Source organism: Methanobrevibacter sp. (assembly GCF_045646205.1).
Classification (GTDB): Archaea; Methanobacteriota; Methanobacteria; order Methanobacteriales; family Methanobacteriaceae; genus Methanocatella.
This window is the reverse complement of sequence record NZ_JAZRKF010000023.1, coordinates 67,348-81,492: the sequence shown is the minus strand read 5'-3', so window position 1 is coordinate 81,492 and position 14,145 is coordinate 67,348. Positions and strand designations below refer to the sequence as shown.

The window sequence follows — 14,145 nt, the reverse complement described above, 5'->3', positions numbered from 1 at the left end:
TTTTTGGTGGTGTGGTGATGGTAAATAATTTGGTGGATATTTAGATTATTCCACTAATTATTAGTGCGGATAATACACTTAATTTAGATTTTTCATCAATATTTTCATTATTTATAATATTTCGGATATCTTCTAGTTTTTTCTCATTTTCTTCTAGTTTTTTGTCTTTTTCTTCTATTATTCTATCTTTTTCCTCTAAGACATCTTTGTTTTCTTCTTCTACAAGTTTTCTTATTATTGTTCGGGTTTCGTCCATTTTTATCTCCTCTCTTAATTCTTTTTGTTTATTTTCGTCTCTAATATTCCTATCAATCATAATGTCGATGAGGAAACAGATATCACTTCTCAGTTTATTATCGTGGAATTGATATTTTTCTATTAGATGGCAGACTTCCTCGGTGACTTTTTCGGCAATGTGGTCCTGTGCTAGTATTGGTATTAGGGCTAATGCTATTGCATCGCGATAGGTTAATTTTTTGTTGTTATCTATTTTGTCTTTAATCATATTTAACAGTTTTAGAATTTCTTCAGGACTCAAGTAAATATAATACGGCCTCAATATCAGACTTTTTGTTAGATTGATTTCCTTTAGACAGTATTTTGGATCTACTTTTGTTATTACAATTGTATTTACCAATGCATTATTATATATCAAGATAAATTTTGCATACTCTGCTATCACATTTAATTTTTCAAAATCAACAGGAGTACTTTGATTTTCAATATTGTTTATCAAATGTTCATTTGAAAAATAGGCAACATCCATTCTCAGATTTCTTTTTTCACAGGTTATAACTTCTGTTCCGGCATTATAATTATAATTCCCGGGCAGTTCAAAAAAATCATGAACATATTTTCCCAGGTTCAAAAAAGCATATTTCATACACAGGTCCATATGATTTCTTATTTCATACATATTATCACCACCATCATTTTGGTATTAATATATTGTTTAAAGCAATATAAATACTTATTATGTTCTATTTTAGCAATATTGCTTTCATATTGGAATTTTACTTGATAATATCAATATTTATGTGGAAAGGTAATTTTTTAACATGTTATTATTTTTAAAAAATAAACAATTTTTCTATATGAAAAAAGTATGAAAAATCTGAAATCGGAGGGATTGCATTGATTTATGGCATAGTTTATATACTATGATTATTATAAATTATATTATTATCATTATTATCAAATTTTGGTGATTTTTTGGGTAAAGAATATGAGATTAAATCTTTAAATAATAAAGAAGAAGCTGAAAATCTTTTAAAAGAATCTAGAAATCGCATTGATGAGATTGATAATGATTTATTTGATTTAATTTGTCAGAGAACTTCAATTGCAAAAGATATTGCACTTGCGAAAGATTATTTGGGCATGCCAATTTATGACAAAACCAGGGAAGATGCAATTTATGCAAAAGTTGAGAGGTTTTCTGAAGAAAACGGTATTGATGTTGAAATAATTGATCAAATCGTTAATATGCTAACTATATTAAGTAAAAATGAGCAGAATGAACTATTGAGGAGGAATGTTGATGGGTAATATTAGAACTTCATTTGTTAAACGTTTAGCAAGAGAACTTATAGACACTCACAAAGGTGTTTTCACTACTGATTTTGAAGAAAACAAAAAATTAGTTTCTGAGTACTCAACTGTAAGTACTAAACATTTAAGAAATAAAATAGCTGGATATGTTACAAGACTTGTCAGATTAGAACAAACTCAAGAATAAGTTTTATAACATTTTATTCTTTTTTTTACTATTTTTTATATAATTTTCAAATTTAAATATTTTTTTTAGGTTAAAAGTTTATTAATATCTTTTTATAAAAATATATATCATATTTTTGTTTTATCAAAAATTTATAAAACTATTAAAAATTTAAGAAATAGGTGTGAATTTTAATGGATTTAATAGTAGCAAAATTTGGAGGAACATCGGTTGGAGATGGCTCCAGAATTAGAAAAGCGGCGCAGTCCGTAGTAAATGAGTATATGAAAGGCAAACAAATAGTGGTTGTAGTTTCTGCAGTAAACAAAACCACTGATGAACTTATTGGATTATCCAATGATGCAATTGGTGGCGGTTTAACTGATAATCAAAAGGCAGAAATTATGGCTATGGGTGAATTAACTAGTGCTAGATTATTCTCCGCAACTGTTGAATCTTTAGGTGTAAAATCACAATTTATTGACCCGTATAATGAATTATGGCCTATCATGACAGATTCTAATGCATTAGAAGCAAAAATAGATTTTGCCACCACTCATGAAAAGATTAAAGGAATCGAAAATCTTTTAAATCAAGGTATTATCCCTGTTGTTTGCGGATTCTTAGGAAAAGGTCCAAGTGGAGAAATTACAACTCTCGGTCGTGGCGGAAGTGATGTTTCTGCATTTTTAATTGGACATTGTTTAGATGCAAGTGAAGTTGTTATTGTAACTGATGTTGAAGGTGTAATGTCAACTGATCCAAATAAAATTGAAGAGGCTGAGTTATTGGATGAAATAAGTGTTGAAGAAATGTGGGATTTGGCTACTCATGGAGCTCAGGTCTTGCATCCTCATGCATTGAAATATAAAGATCCATTAATCAGTGCAAAAATTATTAATTTCAATCATGGCGATTTATCCGTAAAAGGAACCCGTATTACCGGTCCTTTTGAAGGAGACATGATGAAATCTGTAACCATGTATAAAAATCCTATTTCTCTTATAGCATTAGTCGGAGATGGCATGCTTAAAAAAGTTGGTCTTTTGGCTAAAATCACTACATGTCTTGCAAGCAATAACATTAATGTATTCGGTATTTCAGCAGGACAAAATTCAATGACGGTATTTGTTGAAAAATCAGATTCCGAAAGTGCTTATCGCTTATTACATACTTTAGTAATTGAAGATGATGTATTCAGTTCATTGTCATTGGCTGGTGATACAGCAATGATTACAGTAGTCAGTCCAGATTTTACTGATGAGACTCCAGGAATAATTTCAAAAATTACAGAACCATTAAGAAAAAATCATATTAATATTGTTGAAATATCTTCCTCCCAGACTGCTATAGTTGTTTTCGTGGATTTAGAGGATGGTAAAAAAGCTTATGAATTACTTGAAGAGGTTTTAGAATGAATTTTGAAGGAACTTACGTTGCAATGGTAACTCCTTTTGATGAAGAAAGGAATATAGATGAAGAAGGTTTTAGATCAAATATAAACTATCTGATTGAAAAAGGTGTCAATGGATTGGTAGGGGCAGGAACTACTGGTGAATCAGCTACACTTAATCATGATGAGCACAGACAAATTATAGAAATTTTAGTCGATGAAGTTGATGGCAGGGTAGAAACTATAGCCGGTACCGGCAGTAATTCTACTTCAGAAGCGATTGATTTGACACGTTTTGCTCAGGATGCAGGTGCTGATGCTGCATTAGTTATCACTCCATATTATAATAAACCTCAACAACATGCGCTTGTAGAGCATTACAGAGCTCTTAGTGCTTGTGATATTCCAGTAATTGCTTATAATGTGCCTTCCCGTACCGGAATAAATATGGATGTTGAAACAATTGTCGAAATAGCAAAAATCGATAATATAGATGCAATTAAAGAAGCTAGCGGAAGCGTTGATAAAGTTTCTGACATTTACAATGCTCTTGCCCGTGAAGGTCTTGAAGATGATTTCAACATATTATCCGGTGAAGACTCATTAACCTTGCCGATTATGGCTGTTGGAGGAACCGGTGTAATCAGCGCATCTGCAAATATCGATTCAAAAAGAATGGTTTTAATGGTTGACAGCATTTTAAATGATGATTATGCTCGTGCTATGGAACTTCATTATGAAATGCTTGAATTAATCAGAGTATTATTCGTAGAAAGTAATCCTGTTCCTGTTAAAACTGCTATGAATATTATGGGGCTTCCTTCTGGACCATTTAGACAACCATTAGCCCAAATGAAAGAAGAAAATGTCGAATTACTCAAAAAAGCATTAAAAGATTCACAATTAATTTAAGGTGTTTATATGATTAAAGTTGCTGTAACTGGAGCTGCTGGAAGAATGGGCTCCGGTATTATTAGAAAAATCACAGAACAAGATGATATGGAAGTTGTTGCAGCTATTGAAATTCCAAACTCTTCATTAGCTGGAAAAGATGCAGGTCTTCAGGCAGGTATCGATGAGTTAGGTGTTGAAATAGTGGGTGCTGAAAAATTGGAAGAAACCTTAAAAGCAACAAATCCTGATGTATTGGTTGACTTTACTATTGCTCCTGCAGCTGTAGAAACAATTAAAACCGCCACTGCTTGCGGTGTTAATATAGTTGTTGGAACAACCGGATTCAGCGAAGAACAAATGGCTTCCAATATTAAGAATGTTGAAGAAAATAATGTTGGTGCTGTAATTTCATCAAATATGGCTATTGGTGTAAATGTATTCTTCAATACTTTAAAGAAATTAGCTCCATTATTATATGATTATGATATTGAAATTATAGAAGCTCACCACAATCAAAAAAAGGATGCTCCATCAGGAACTGCTGTAACTGCATTTGAAGTGATTGCTGAATCACTTGAACGTGATCCTGCAGAAGTTGGAGTTTATGGAAGAAATGGTATGGTCGGTAAAAGAACTCCTGAAGAAATTGGTATTCACGCCGTACGTGGCGGAGACATTGTTGGAGACCATACTGTAATGTTTGTCGGTGACGGCGAAAGGTTAGAAGTAAAACATCAGGCCCATACCAGAGAAGTTTTCATAGCTGGTGTAATTAGAGCTATTAGATATGCTCCTACTGCTGAAAAAGGTGTTGTTAGCAGTATGAATGATGTTTTAGGATTAGAATAGGTGTTATTATGGTAAAAGTTGGTGTACTTGGCGCTACAGGAATGGTTGGTCAAAGATTTATTCAATTGTTGGATAAACATCCTGATTTTGAACTTACTGCTCTTGCAGCTTCTTCACGTTCCGCAGGCAAAAGATATGAAGATGCAACTACCTGGTATCTTGATGATGCTATGCCTGAATCCGTAAAAGATATTGTTGTATGTGAAACCAATCCTGAAGATATGGATAATGATGTGGATATTGTATTTTCATCACTTCCAACAGAATTTGCCGCTAAAGTTGAGAAAGACTTTGCAAAGGATTATGTTGTTGCAAGTAATGCTAGTGCTCACAGGATGAAAAAGAATATTCCTTTAGTAATCCCTGAAGTTAATCCTGAGTTCTTAGACATGATCGATGCACAGCAAAAGGAAAATAATTGGGACGGATTTATTGTAACCAATCCTAACTGTTCCACTATTGCTTTAACTTTAACATTAAAACCTATTGTTGATAATTTTAATATTAACTCAATTAGGGTATCAACCATGCAGGCAGTATCTGGCGCAGGTTATAATGGTGTTCCATCAATGGCTATTGTTGATAATCTTGTTCCATACATTGGTAGTGAAGAAGAGAAGATGGAATCTGAGACTTTACACTTATTAGGTTCTTATGACGGCGAAAAAGTTGTTGATGCTGACTTCAAGTTAAGTGCTTCATGTCATAGGGTTCCTGTAATTGATGGTCATACCGAAGCGGTATTTGTTGAGTTGGATGATGACTTTGACATTGAAGATGTGAAAGATAAAATGGCAAATTTCAAAGCTTTGCCTCAAGAATTAAATTTATTCTCAGCACCGGAAAATCCTGTTATTATCAAAGAAGAAATGGACAGGCCTCAGCCAAGAATGGACAGAAATGCGGGCAATGGTATGTCTGTTAGTGTTGGTAGATTAAGAAAAGACCAAGCTTTCGATAATAGTTTTAAATATGTTCTTGTTGGACATAATACTATTCGTGGTGCTGCTGGAGCATCAGTGTTAAATGCAGAGTTAATTAATGATAAAATACTCTAATTTAACTCATTTATTTTTTTTATTTTTTCTATTTTTTTCTATATTTTTCAATTGGTTTCTATATCTTTTTAGTTTCTATTTTTGGTTAATTTGAGGGTTTAATTTAAATAGTATAACAACAATATTTAATATTAGATAAATATGGTGTATGGTATAACATAATTTTTAAATTTAAAAATTAATCATATGCAAATTTCAATATTGAGATAAATTTTAAGTTAAGGGATAGAAATGGTAAATGGAATAGACGCTGAAAAAGAGACTTTACAGTCTTTAGTCAGGTCTTGTTTATTAGAGCTTAATAAACTAAAATTCGATTTAACACAATTGGAAGTGGAAAAAGCCAATGATAATTCTGCTTCAAGGATTCGAGAGCTCGAACAAGATATTGTTGACAAAGAAAAAGAAGTTTCAGTTATTAAATTTAAAGCAGAAGAAGAAGTTAATCAACTCAAAGGTCAATTAGATGAAAAAGATTTGTTGATTAAAAATCAAGAAGATAGAATATACGAACTAGATTACGTTAATAACTCTTTAGATGAAATTAAAACTTATTTTGCAGAGCAACTAAAAGATTATAAGAAAAATGAATTGGCTGAAGTTAATGAAAGATTAAATGAATCTTATAGAAGTATTGCTGAAAAAGATGCTCAAATCAACAATCTTTCAAGAACTATTGATGATTATAAGATTCAGGTTATCAAGTTAGAAAATGATGCCGGTGCTCAGCAGGAAATAATGGAACTTGAAAAGCAGTTAGAGTTTAAAAACAGAGAACTTCAGCAGAAAGATAATGAAATCACTGCTATTGATAATGAAATGATCCTGTTAAAACAACAGACTATCCCTAAACAGGATTATGAAAACTTGCAGGCAAGATTTGAAAATGAAGTTTCTGCATTGGATAATCAAATGGCCTTGTTAAAACAGGAGACTATCCCTAAACAGGATTATGAAAACTTGCAGGCAAGATTTGAAAATGAAGTTGCTGCTCTGGATAATGAAATCAACACTTTAAAAGAAAAATCTATCCCTAAAGAAGATTATAACAATCTTAAAAAGTTATTGGAAAATGAAGTTGCAGCAATGGATATTGAAATCAATAACTTGAAGGAAAATTCAGTTCCTCGTGAAGAGTATACCAGTCTTCAAAATTATCTTGAAAGTGAAATTTCAGTCCGTGACAGTGAATTAAAATATCTGAAAGAACAAAGTGTTCCAAAATCTGATTACGTCAACTTGCAAAATCAGCTTCAAAATGAAATCACTGCAAGAGACAATGAATTGAGATATTTGAAAGAACAGACTGTTTCACGTGAAGAGTTCATCAATCTCCAAAATGAATTAATCCGTAAAAACGATAAAATCAAAAGATTGGAAGAAATCAATGCGTTCTTCAATGAACTCCAAGAGGAACAGGATTCTTATGAAACTATTGAAAGGACACCTCCTTTCAAATTAGAGAAAAAACAGCATAGATAAATATTCTTTATCTATTCTTTTCTATTTTTTTAACCATCTTATGTTGCCTTTTTCATGTTTAGACAGTACTGTGTTTGACATGCTATAAACTTTTTCTTACAAAAATTTACTAAATAGTAAAGTATTTATATAACCTTAAACTCATGTTATATGTAGAAAGGTTTATTCAACAATACAACTTATTTTTTCGTTGATTATTAAACTGATCTAATTATTTATAAAAATTAATTAAAGGTGATTAAATGGCACAAGGTGGACAACCAATTTTTATTTTACCTGAAGGAACTAACAGATCCATCGGTAGAGACGCACAAAGAAATAACATTTTAGCTGGTAAAGTATTAGCTGAAACTGTAAGAACTACTTTAGGTCCAAAAGGAATGGACAAAATGTTAGTAGACGGTCTTGGAGACATTGTAGTAACTAACGATGGTGTAACAATCTTAAAAGAAATGGATATTGAACATCCTGCAGCAAAAATGCTCGTAGAAGTAGCAAAAACCCAAGAAGACGAAGTTGGAGACGGAACTACTACTGCAGTTATTATTGCTGGTGAATTATTAAAAAAATCAGAAAGCTTATTAGATTCAGATATTCACCCAACCATCATTGCAATGGGATACAGAAAAGCAGCTGAAAAAGCTCAAGCTATCTTAGATGAAATTGCAATCGATAATGTTGATACTGAAATGTTAACCAAAGTAGCTATGACTGCTATGACTGGTAAAGGAACCGAAGCAGCACGTGAACCATTAGCAAAATTAATCGTAGAAGCAGTACAAAAAGTTGCTGATGATAAAGTTGTAGACACTGATAATATTAAAATTGAGAAAAAAGATGGTGCTGTTGTCGAAGAATCAAACTTAGTTGAAGGTGTAATTGTTGACAAAGAAAAAGTACATCCTGGTATGCCATCTGAACTCAAAGATGCAAAAATCGCTCTTGTCAACACTCCATTAGAAGTTAAAGAAACTGAAGTTGACGCTGAAATCAGAATAACTGACCCTGCTCAAATGCAAGCATTCATTGAACAAGAAGAAAACATGATTAAAGAAATGGTTCAAAAAGTTGCTGATTCTGGAGCTACAGTATTGTTCGCACAAAAAGGTATTGATGACTTAGCACAACACTACTTATCCAAAGCAGGAATCATGGCTGTAAGAAGAGTTAAAAAATCCGACATTGAAAAATTATCCAGAGCTACTGGCGCTACTGTAATTTCCAACTTAGATGATTTAACTCCTGAAGATTTAGGTCAAGCTGGAATCGTTGAAGAAAGAAAAATCTCCGGTGAAGACATGATCTTTGTAGAAGAATGCAGTGCAGCTAAATCCGTAACCTTATTCGTAAGAGGCAGTACCAAACACATCGTTGATGAAATCGTAAGAGCTATTGAAGACGCAATCGGTGTAGTTGCAGCTACTGTTGAAGATGACCAAGTTGTAGCTGGTGGAGGTGCACCTGAAATAGCTATGGCTAAAAAACTCAAAGATTACGCAGAATCTATTTCTGGAAGAGAACAATTAGCTGTAAACGCATTTGCAGAAGCTTTAGAAATTGTACCTAAAACCTTAGCTGAAAACGCAGGTTTAGACAGCATCGACTCATTAGTAGACTTAAGAGCTGCTCAAGAAGACTCATTCTACATGGGATTAGATGTATTTACTGGTGAAGTAGCAGATATGAAAGAAGCAGGTGTAATTGAACCTAAACGTGTCAAAAAACAAGCTATCCAATCTGCATCTGAAGCAGCTGAAATGATTTTAAGAATCGATGATGTAATTGCATCTACTGGCGGAGCAGACGACATGCCAATGGATCCTGGTATGGGCGGTATGCCTCCAATGATGTAAATTTAATTTACATCTTTTCTTTTTTTTTATTTTATGTATAATGAAAGACTTATTTTTAAAACTTCAACCAACGATGAAGTGTATTATTTAAAAGACTCTATTTTTATTAAGTTTAACCATAAACGAAATTGTATTTCCAATTCTGTTTTAAATGGTGGAATTCAGGACAATCTGGAATTTGTATTCAACCATCATTTGTCTCAGGAAAACATCAATTATTTGGAAAATCATGATTTAATGGATTATTTGGTAAAGTTATGTAAGGATTTTAAATTCAATCCCCAGAAATCTTCAGGTCTTGTAACTCTGGCTTTAATGAAGAATTTATCCATTGTTTCAAAAAGATATAAGCAGATTGAAGTAACGGCCATTACCACGGCAGGAGTTCGTGTAAATGCGGTTTGTGCAGGGGATGATGCCGGATTTTATGAGGAAAATGGCATGTTTAAACCTGGAACCATCAATACAATATTGTTAATCAACTCCAGGTTGGATGATAATGTAATGGCTGAAGCGTTTATGGTGGCCAGTGAAGCTAAAAGTGTTGCTTTAAACAATTTAAAGATTCCTTCACAGTTTTCCAATAATTTTGCAACAGGAACGGGTACTGATGGTTTGATAATTGCATCTGATCTTGAATCGCCCAATATAATAACTAATGCAGGCAAACATTCTAAGTTGGGTGAAGTAATTGCCAAAAGTATCATTGAGTCTATACATGTAGCAATTAAAAAGCAGGTTTGGATTACACCACATTCACAATCTAATGTTTTGGTATTATTAAATCGATACAAGTTGGATATCAATCAATTTTATGATAGCTTAAATCAAGATAAACATGACTTCATTCTTCAGCTAAAAATTGATTCTAAAATTCCCGAAAATATTGCAATAACATCATCAATTCTAAACTTGATAGACGATGTTGAAAAGGGAATCATAAAAAAAGAAGTTGCTTGTGATTTATCTAATGGGCTTTTAGCTTATTGTAAGGGTGATACTGTTAATAGCCTGTTGTCGTTCTGGATTAAAAAATTCTTAGATTGAAACTAAACTTATTTAAGTTAATAACTAAATACCTTATATTAATAGGTGATTTTAATGAGAAGTAAAGACATAATTAACAAAGAAGTATTGGACGGAAATGTAAGAATCATAGGTAGAGTTCATGAAATCGTTTTTGATGAGGATACCTTTGAAGTTACAGATTTGGTAATTAAAAAGACTGGAATTTCAGAACAATTCCGTGAAAGTGAAAATGTCGTGCCTGTAGATCTTGTAAAGGCTATCGGTGATAAAGTATTACTTAAAAGTGATGATGATATATAATGCCATCTAAAGAATATTTAATAACTCTATTAAAAGAAAATGAAGTATTCCTTAGGGGAGATTTCACATTATCTTCAGGTAAAAAAAGTGATTACTATATTAACATGAAAAAAGCTATTACCGAACCTGAAATATTGTCTACAATAGCAAAATTAATCACAGAACTTATCTCTGAAGATGGTGTGGATAAAGTGGCTGGTCCTGCTTTAGGTGCGGTTCCAATAGCTACTGCCGTATCTCTTGAAAGTAAAATTCCTTTACTTATGATAAGAAAAGAAAAGAAAGGATATGGAACTTCAAAACTAATTGAAGGTGAATTAAACTCCGGAGATAATGTTATTGTCGTTGAGGATGTAACGACTACTGGAGGCTCACTTTTAAAAGCAATTAAAGCAATCCAAGATAATGGCGGTAATGTAACAAGGGCTTTTGTTGTCGTTGACAGGCAAGAAGGTGCTATTGAAGCGTTTAATGAAGAAGGAATTACATTAGAACCATTAATCAAAGTTGATGAATTTTAATTAAATATTTCTTAAGGGGAATTTTTCCCATATAAGAAATATATCCTTATTTTTTTCGGATATTGCTCTATTTCCTAGGCTATTGCTCTTAATATTCAAGTTAATGTTTTAAAAAAAGAAATGATGGATAATTAAATCCATCAAAATTTATTTTTTTGCATGATGAACTATATGTGGAAGTTCATCAATTATTATGTTTAGTGCGGTTTTAACTGCATTAGGTGATCCTGGCATGGAAAATATACAACAATTTTTATAAACTCCGGCAGTGGCACGTGAAAGCAGTGCTCCGGAACCTATTTCCAAATAGGATTCATGTCTAAAGATTTCCCCGAAACCGTCAATTTTTTTTTCAAATAATTCTTCAACAGTTTCAACTGTTATGTCTCGGTTGCTTAGACCTGTTCCTCCATTTGTAAGGATTACATCAATGTCCTTATCAATCATATCATTTATAGATTTCAAAAGTTCATCTTTTTCATCTTTAATGATTGCTCTTGATTTTAAATCATATCTACTTTTAATTTCTTTTTCGATATAATCTCCAGATAAATCTTCTTTAATATTTCTGCTGTCGCTTAATGTAATAATTCCGCAACATATATCATTTGAAGATTCTTTTTGATGTTGTTTTGTTGTTTTACTTTCCATATAATCACCTAAAATTTACATATACAACATCTAATATTTAATTAATGTTTATATTAATTTTTTTATTTCTTCAAATTTATCTTTGGCCTTGATCAAATTTTCTTTTGCTGAATAGTATGTTCCATATTTGGTTTCTACTTTTTCAACTAAATCAAGCTTCACCATTATTTGAAAATGATAATATGCTGTATTGTAGCTTATATTTAGAGTTTTGGCTATTTGATTAGAATTATATGGTCTAACCAATAATAGTTCAATCATTCTTGCAGTAGTTTTTCCACCTTTTTTCTGTAAAATTATATGTTCTAAATGTCTATTAGTTTGTTCATTTTCTCCTGTCATAGTTTATCACCTAAATAGAATTTGAATAATTCCTCTCCCCATCTTATTGCGCCTTTATGTTTATCCACTATAATTTGCGAATCATCATAATGTTCATCTTTAAAAAATAGCGTCAAAGTCATAAAATCCTTTGAAAATGTTAAGAACAATTTGGGGTCCTCATAAATCTCTATCATCTCCACTCTCTTATCTTCAAGCAAAGATTTCTTTAAGTACCTGCTTCTTTTCATCATCTTTAAGATTTTTGTATTTAATATTATTGTCAGGGTTTCCAGTTGATTATTTTTCAATAATTTAATGAAATGTTTGAAGTGATTCTCTGAGTATATAGGTAATATAACTTTCAATTCCTTTGATGTTGAAATTAATTGTATATATCTATTAAATGCATTTGATAAATCACTAGTCGATGATGAAATGAATTCAGCATCCTTTAAGAGATATAATTTATTTAGGAAATTTTCTGGAATGCCCTGCAAATCGTGGTTATTCCAGAAGTATTTGTTTTTTTCTATTGTATACCAGTTGTCAATTAATTTAATGACATTCGTTGCAAGTAAATATCCGTTTGATGTTAACGTATAATACTTCTTATCTTTTTTTACTAAGTTATTCTCTTCTAACTCCTTTAACCCATGCAATATTGTTGCAGAAGGTTTTTTCAATTCGTCTCTAATTTCATTAAGATTTTTCCGGTCGTTGTATAGAACAACAAGTATTAATGTACGCATTGAAGAAGTCAAAAGATACTTAACATTCTTAAATTCAAGGTTTTCATGTTTTATTGCTCTTGCGACCATCAAATCACCTCCAGTTTTATATTTTCAAATAAATTATTAGCCCAAACCAACGAATCCTTTGTATTTGAATTCAGAATTCTATTTTGATCGTAGCTTCCATCATTTTTAAACAATCCCAAATTCATGGATTCATCACAAATCAAAAGATAAATGTCCAAATGGTTTTTCATGATATGGATTTTTAAAGATCCATTTTTAATGCATTTATTTTTCAATTCAGGGCTGATTTGGGAGATTAATCCTTGAAAAATATTTTTCTGCATTATTAATTCAACTTTGCCATTATTTTTCATTATATTTTCAATTAATTGAGGATAATCTGGATGAATATATGGAAGTATTCCCCGGATATTTTTAGAGATTTTTAACTGATTTTTAATATTGTCGTGGGTTTTGTAGATGTCAATAGGATTTGTTTCTATTAATTTGGATTCGTATAATTGTGTTATGTTTTCTATTAATTCGTCATTAATGTAGGCGATATTATGCTTATACCAGAAACTGTCGAAATTTTCAACAACATCAATGCTTTTTTTAAACTCCATTAACTGGTTGAAATAGATTTTAGTCATTGGAGTAACTGTATAGACCCTATTTTCCTTTATGACATGATTTTTGTACTCTAATTTGTTTAAATTGTTTGATACGGAACTGTATGCCATTTTGGTATTGTCTACAATCTGTCTGATTGTCTGGGGTTTGTCAATTAGCTCTGTTAAGATTTTTAATCTTATTTCTGATTTTACAATAAACATCATATCATTCTTCATGTAATTTTCTTCCAGTTTCATTTTCATCACTGCATTAGTTTTCATTGCCTTAAGCATTTTTTTGCATCACATTGGAATTGTTAGTTATTATTATTTTTAACTGCTAACTTTAAATAAATATATGAAAATTCCCTTAAAATTCCCTTAAATTTCCCTTAAACTTCCCCTAAAGTTCCCCTAAAGTTCCCCTAAACTTCCCTGAAAGTCTCTTTCGGTGAGAAGAAAAATAATAATAATTCTTCTTAAGGTAATATAATTCATTATATTTCTTAATTTAATTATATTGGGAAATATATTCTCTATTATCCTAAAATAAATCTTTTATTACTTTCATTGATTTATCGGGATTATTTGTGATATAATATAAAAGGGGTTTTTATCAGAATTTTTAATTATATTCACAATGCGGTGAAAAAAATTCAACTGATATCATCACACTTATGTATTATTTATGTATAGATTATATTTATTTTTAAAATTTATTAA

General features: G+C 31.4%; 16 protein-coding genes. 11 read left to right on the top strand and 5 right to left on the bottom strand.

Going from position 1 to position 14,145, the window contains the following annotated elements; translation table 11 throughout:
* Nucleotides 1-40: 40 nt before the first annotated feature.
* Nucleotides 41-916: a hypothetical protein gene (locus ACKI44_RS04945; protein ID WP_407422126.1), complete on the bottom strand. Its 876-nt coding sequence runs from the start codon at nucleotides 914-916 to the stop codon at nucleotides 41-43.
* Between the two features lie 296 nt (nucleotides 917-1,212).
* Here ACKI44_RS04945 and ACKI44_RS04940 point away from each other — a divergent pair, with 296 nt between their 5' ends.
* The 11 genes from ACKI44_RS04940 to pyrE all read left to right on the top strand — a co-directional run bounded on the left by ACKI44_RS04940 (nucleotide 1,213) and on the right by pyrE (nucleotide 11,096).
* Complete coding sequence (locus tag ACKI44_RS04940; protein WP_407422124.1) at nucleotides 1,213-1,548, top strand: chorismate mutase; 336 nt, start codon at nucleotides 1,213-1,215, stop codon at nucleotides 1,546-1,548.
* Nucleotides 1,541-1,738, top strand: coding sequence for a 30S ribosomal protein S17e (locus tag ACKI44_RS04935; RefSeq protein ID WP_407378809.1), 198 nt, complete (start codon nucleotides 1,541-1,543; stop codon nucleotides 1,736-1,738). The genes ACKI44_RS04940 and ACKI44_RS04935 overlap by 8 nt, the downstream gene beginning before the upstream one ends.
* Before the next feature lie 173 nt (nucleotides 1,739-1,911).
* Nucleotides 1,912-3,135, top strand: a complete 1,224-nt coding sequence (locus ACKI44_RS04930; protein ID WP_407422122.1) for an aspartate kinase — start codon at nucleotides 1,912-1,914, stop codon at nucleotides 3,133-3,135.
* A complete protein-coding gene (gene dapA / locus ACKI44_RS04925) occupies nucleotides 3,132-4,022 on the top strand; it encodes a 4-hydroxy-tetrahydrodipicolinate synthase (protein ID WP_407422120.1) in 891 nt (296 codons plus the stop codon). Before ACKI44_RS04930 ends, dapA begins: the two co-directional genes overlap by 4 nt.
* A gap of 9 nt (nucleotides 4,023-4,031) precedes the next feature.
* Nucleotides 4,032-4,853 carry a 4-hydroxy-tetrahydrodipicolinate reductase gene (gene dapB, locus ACKI44_RS04920; protein ID WP_407422118.1) on the top strand — a complete coding sequence of 274 codons (822 nt, stop codon included), beginning with the start codon at nucleotides 4,032-4,034 and terminating at the stop codon, nucleotides 4,851-4,853.
* A gap of 8 nt (nucleotides 4,854-4,861) precedes the next feature.
* A complete protein-coding gene (gene asd / locus ACKI44_RS04915) occupies nucleotides 4,862-5,911 on the top strand; it encodes an aspartate-semialdehyde dehydrogenase (RefSeq protein WP_407422116.1) in 1,050 nt (349 codons plus the stop codon).
* A 231-nt stretch (nucleotides 5,912-6,142) separates the two neighbouring features.
* Nucleotides 6,143-7,393 (top strand): hypothetical protein, encoded by a 1,251-nt coding sequence (locus tag ACKI44_RS04910; protein WP_407422114.1) that lies wholly within the window; start codon nucleotides 6,143-6,145, stop codon nucleotides 7,391-7,393.
* Between the two features lie 242 nt (nucleotides 7,394-7,635).
* The gene (gene thsA, locus ACKI44_RS04905; RefSeq protein WP_407422112.1) at nucleotides 7,636-9,246 is read left to right on the top strand and encodes a thermosome subunit alpha; all 1,611 of its coding nucleotides are present in this window, start codon (nucleotides 7,636-7,638) and stop codon (nucleotides 9,244-9,246) included.
* Nucleotides 9,247-9,279: 33 nt separating this feature from the next.
* Entirely contained in the window at nucleotides 9,280-10,293 is a 1,014-nt protein-coding gene (locus ACKI44_RS04900) for an adenosylcobinamide amidohydrolase (RefSeq protein ID WP_407422110.1), read from the top strand.
* Between the two features lie 54 nt (nucleotides 10,294-10,347).
* A complete protein-coding gene (locus ACKI44_RS04895) occupies nucleotides 10,348-10,575 on the top strand; it encodes a PRC-barrel domain-containing protein (RefSeq protein WP_407422108.1) in 228 nt (75 codons plus the stop codon).
* Nucleotides 10,575-11,096, top strand: coding sequence for an orotate phosphoribosyltransferase (gene pyrE / locus ACKI44_RS04890; protein ID WP_407422106.1), 522 nt, complete (start codon nucleotides 10,575-10,577; stop codon nucleotides 11,094-11,096). Before ACKI44_RS04895 ends, pyrE begins: the two co-directional genes overlap by 1 nt.
* Before the next feature lie 147 nt (nucleotides 11,097-11,243).
* Here pyrE and ACKI44_RS04885 read toward each other — a convergent pair whose 3' ends face one another.
* The 4 genes from ACKI44_RS04885 to ACKI44_RS04870 are packed head-to-tail and all read right to left on the bottom strand — an operon-like array spanning nucleotide 11,244 to nucleotide 13,716.
* Entirely contained in the window at nucleotides 11,244-11,747 is a 504-nt protein-coding gene (locus ACKI44_RS04885) for a molybdenum cofactor biosynthesis protein B (RefSeq protein WP_407422104.1), read from the bottom strand.
* Nucleotides 11,748-11,795: 48 nt separating this feature from the next.
* The gene (locus ACKI44_RS04880; RefSeq protein WP_407422102.1) at nucleotides 11,796-12,089 is read right to left on the bottom strand and encodes an ArsR/SmtB family transcription factor; all 294 of its coding nucleotides are present in this window, start codon (nucleotides 12,087-12,089) and stop codon (nucleotides 11,796-11,798) included.
* Complete coding sequence (locus ACKI44_RS04875; protein WP_407422100.1) at nucleotides 12,086-12,889, bottom strand: helix-turn-helix transcriptional regulator; 804 nt, start codon at nucleotides 12,887-12,889, stop codon at nucleotides 12,086-12,088. Before ACKI44_RS04875 ends, ACKI44_RS04880 begins: the two co-directional genes overlap by 4 nt.
* Complete coding sequence (locus ACKI44_RS04870) at nucleotides 12,889-13,716, bottom strand: helix-turn-helix transcriptional regulator (protein ID WP_407422098.1); 828 nt, start codon at nucleotides 13,714-13,716, stop codon at nucleotides 12,889-12,891. Before ACKI44_RS04870 ends, ACKI44_RS04875 begins: the two co-directional genes overlap by 1 nt.
* Between the last annotated feature and the right edge of the window lie 429 nt (nucleotides 13,717-14,145).

Bases quoted from the DNA above. Each gene is read 5' to 3' on its own strand.
- ACKI44_RS04945 (WP_407422126.1), bottom strand. From the start codon at position 916: ATGTATGAAATAAGAAATCATATGGACCTGTGTATGAAATATGCTTTT.
- ACKI44_RS04935 (WP_407378809.1), top strand. From the start codon at position 1,541: ATGGGTAATATTAGAACTTCATTTGTTAAACGTTTAGCAAGAGAACTT.
- ACKI44_RS04930 (WP_407422122.1), top strand. From the start codon at position 1,912: ATGGATTTAATAGTAGCAAAATTTGGAGGAACATCGGTTGGAGATGGC.
- dapA (WP_407422120.1), top strand. From the start codon at position 3,132: ATGAATTTTGAAGGAACTTACGTTGCAATGGTAACTCCTTTTGATGAA.
- dapB (WP_407422118.1), top strand. From the start codon at position 4,032: ATGATTAAAGTTGCTGTAACTGGAGCTGCTGGAAGAATGGGCTCCGGT.
- asd (WP_407422116.1), top strand. From the start codon at position 4,862: ATGGTAAAAGTTGGTGTACTTGGCGCTACAGGAATGGTTGGTCAAAGA.
- ACKI44_RS04910 (WP_407422114.1), top strand. From the start codon at position 6,143: ATGGTAAATGGAATAGACGCTGAAAAAGAGACTTTACAGTCTTTAGTC.
- thsA (WP_407422112.1), top strand. From the start codon at position 7,636: ATGGCACAAGGTGGACAACCAATTTTTATTTTACCTGAAGGAACTAAC.
- ACKI44_RS04900 (WP_407422110.1), top strand. From the start codon at position 9,280: ATGTATAATGAAAGACTTATTTTTAAAACTTCAACCAACGATGAAGTG.
- ACKI44_RS04895 (WP_407422108.1), top strand. From the start codon at position 10,348: ATGAGAAGTAAAGACATAATTAACAAAGAAGTATTGGACGGAAATGTA.
- pyrE (WP_407422106.1), top strand. From the start codon at position 10,575: ATGCCATCTAAAGAATATTTAATAACTCTATTAAAAGAAAATGAAGTA.
- ACKI44_RS04885 (WP_407422104.1), bottom strand. From the start codon at position 11,747: ATGGAAAGTAAAACAACAAAACAACATCAAAAAGAATCTTCAAATGAT.
- ACKI44_RS04880 (WP_407422102.1), bottom strand. From the start codon at position 12,089: ATGACAGGAGAAAATGAACAAACTAATAGACATTTAGAACATATAATT.
- ACKI44_RS04875 (WP_407422100.1), bottom strand. From the start codon at position 12,889: ATGGTCGCAAGAGCAATAAAACATGAAAACCTTGAATTTAAGAATGTT.
- ACKI44_RS04870 (WP_407422098.1), bottom strand. From the start codon at position 13,716: ATGCTTAAGGCAATGAAAACTAATGCAGTGATGAAAATGAAACTGGAA.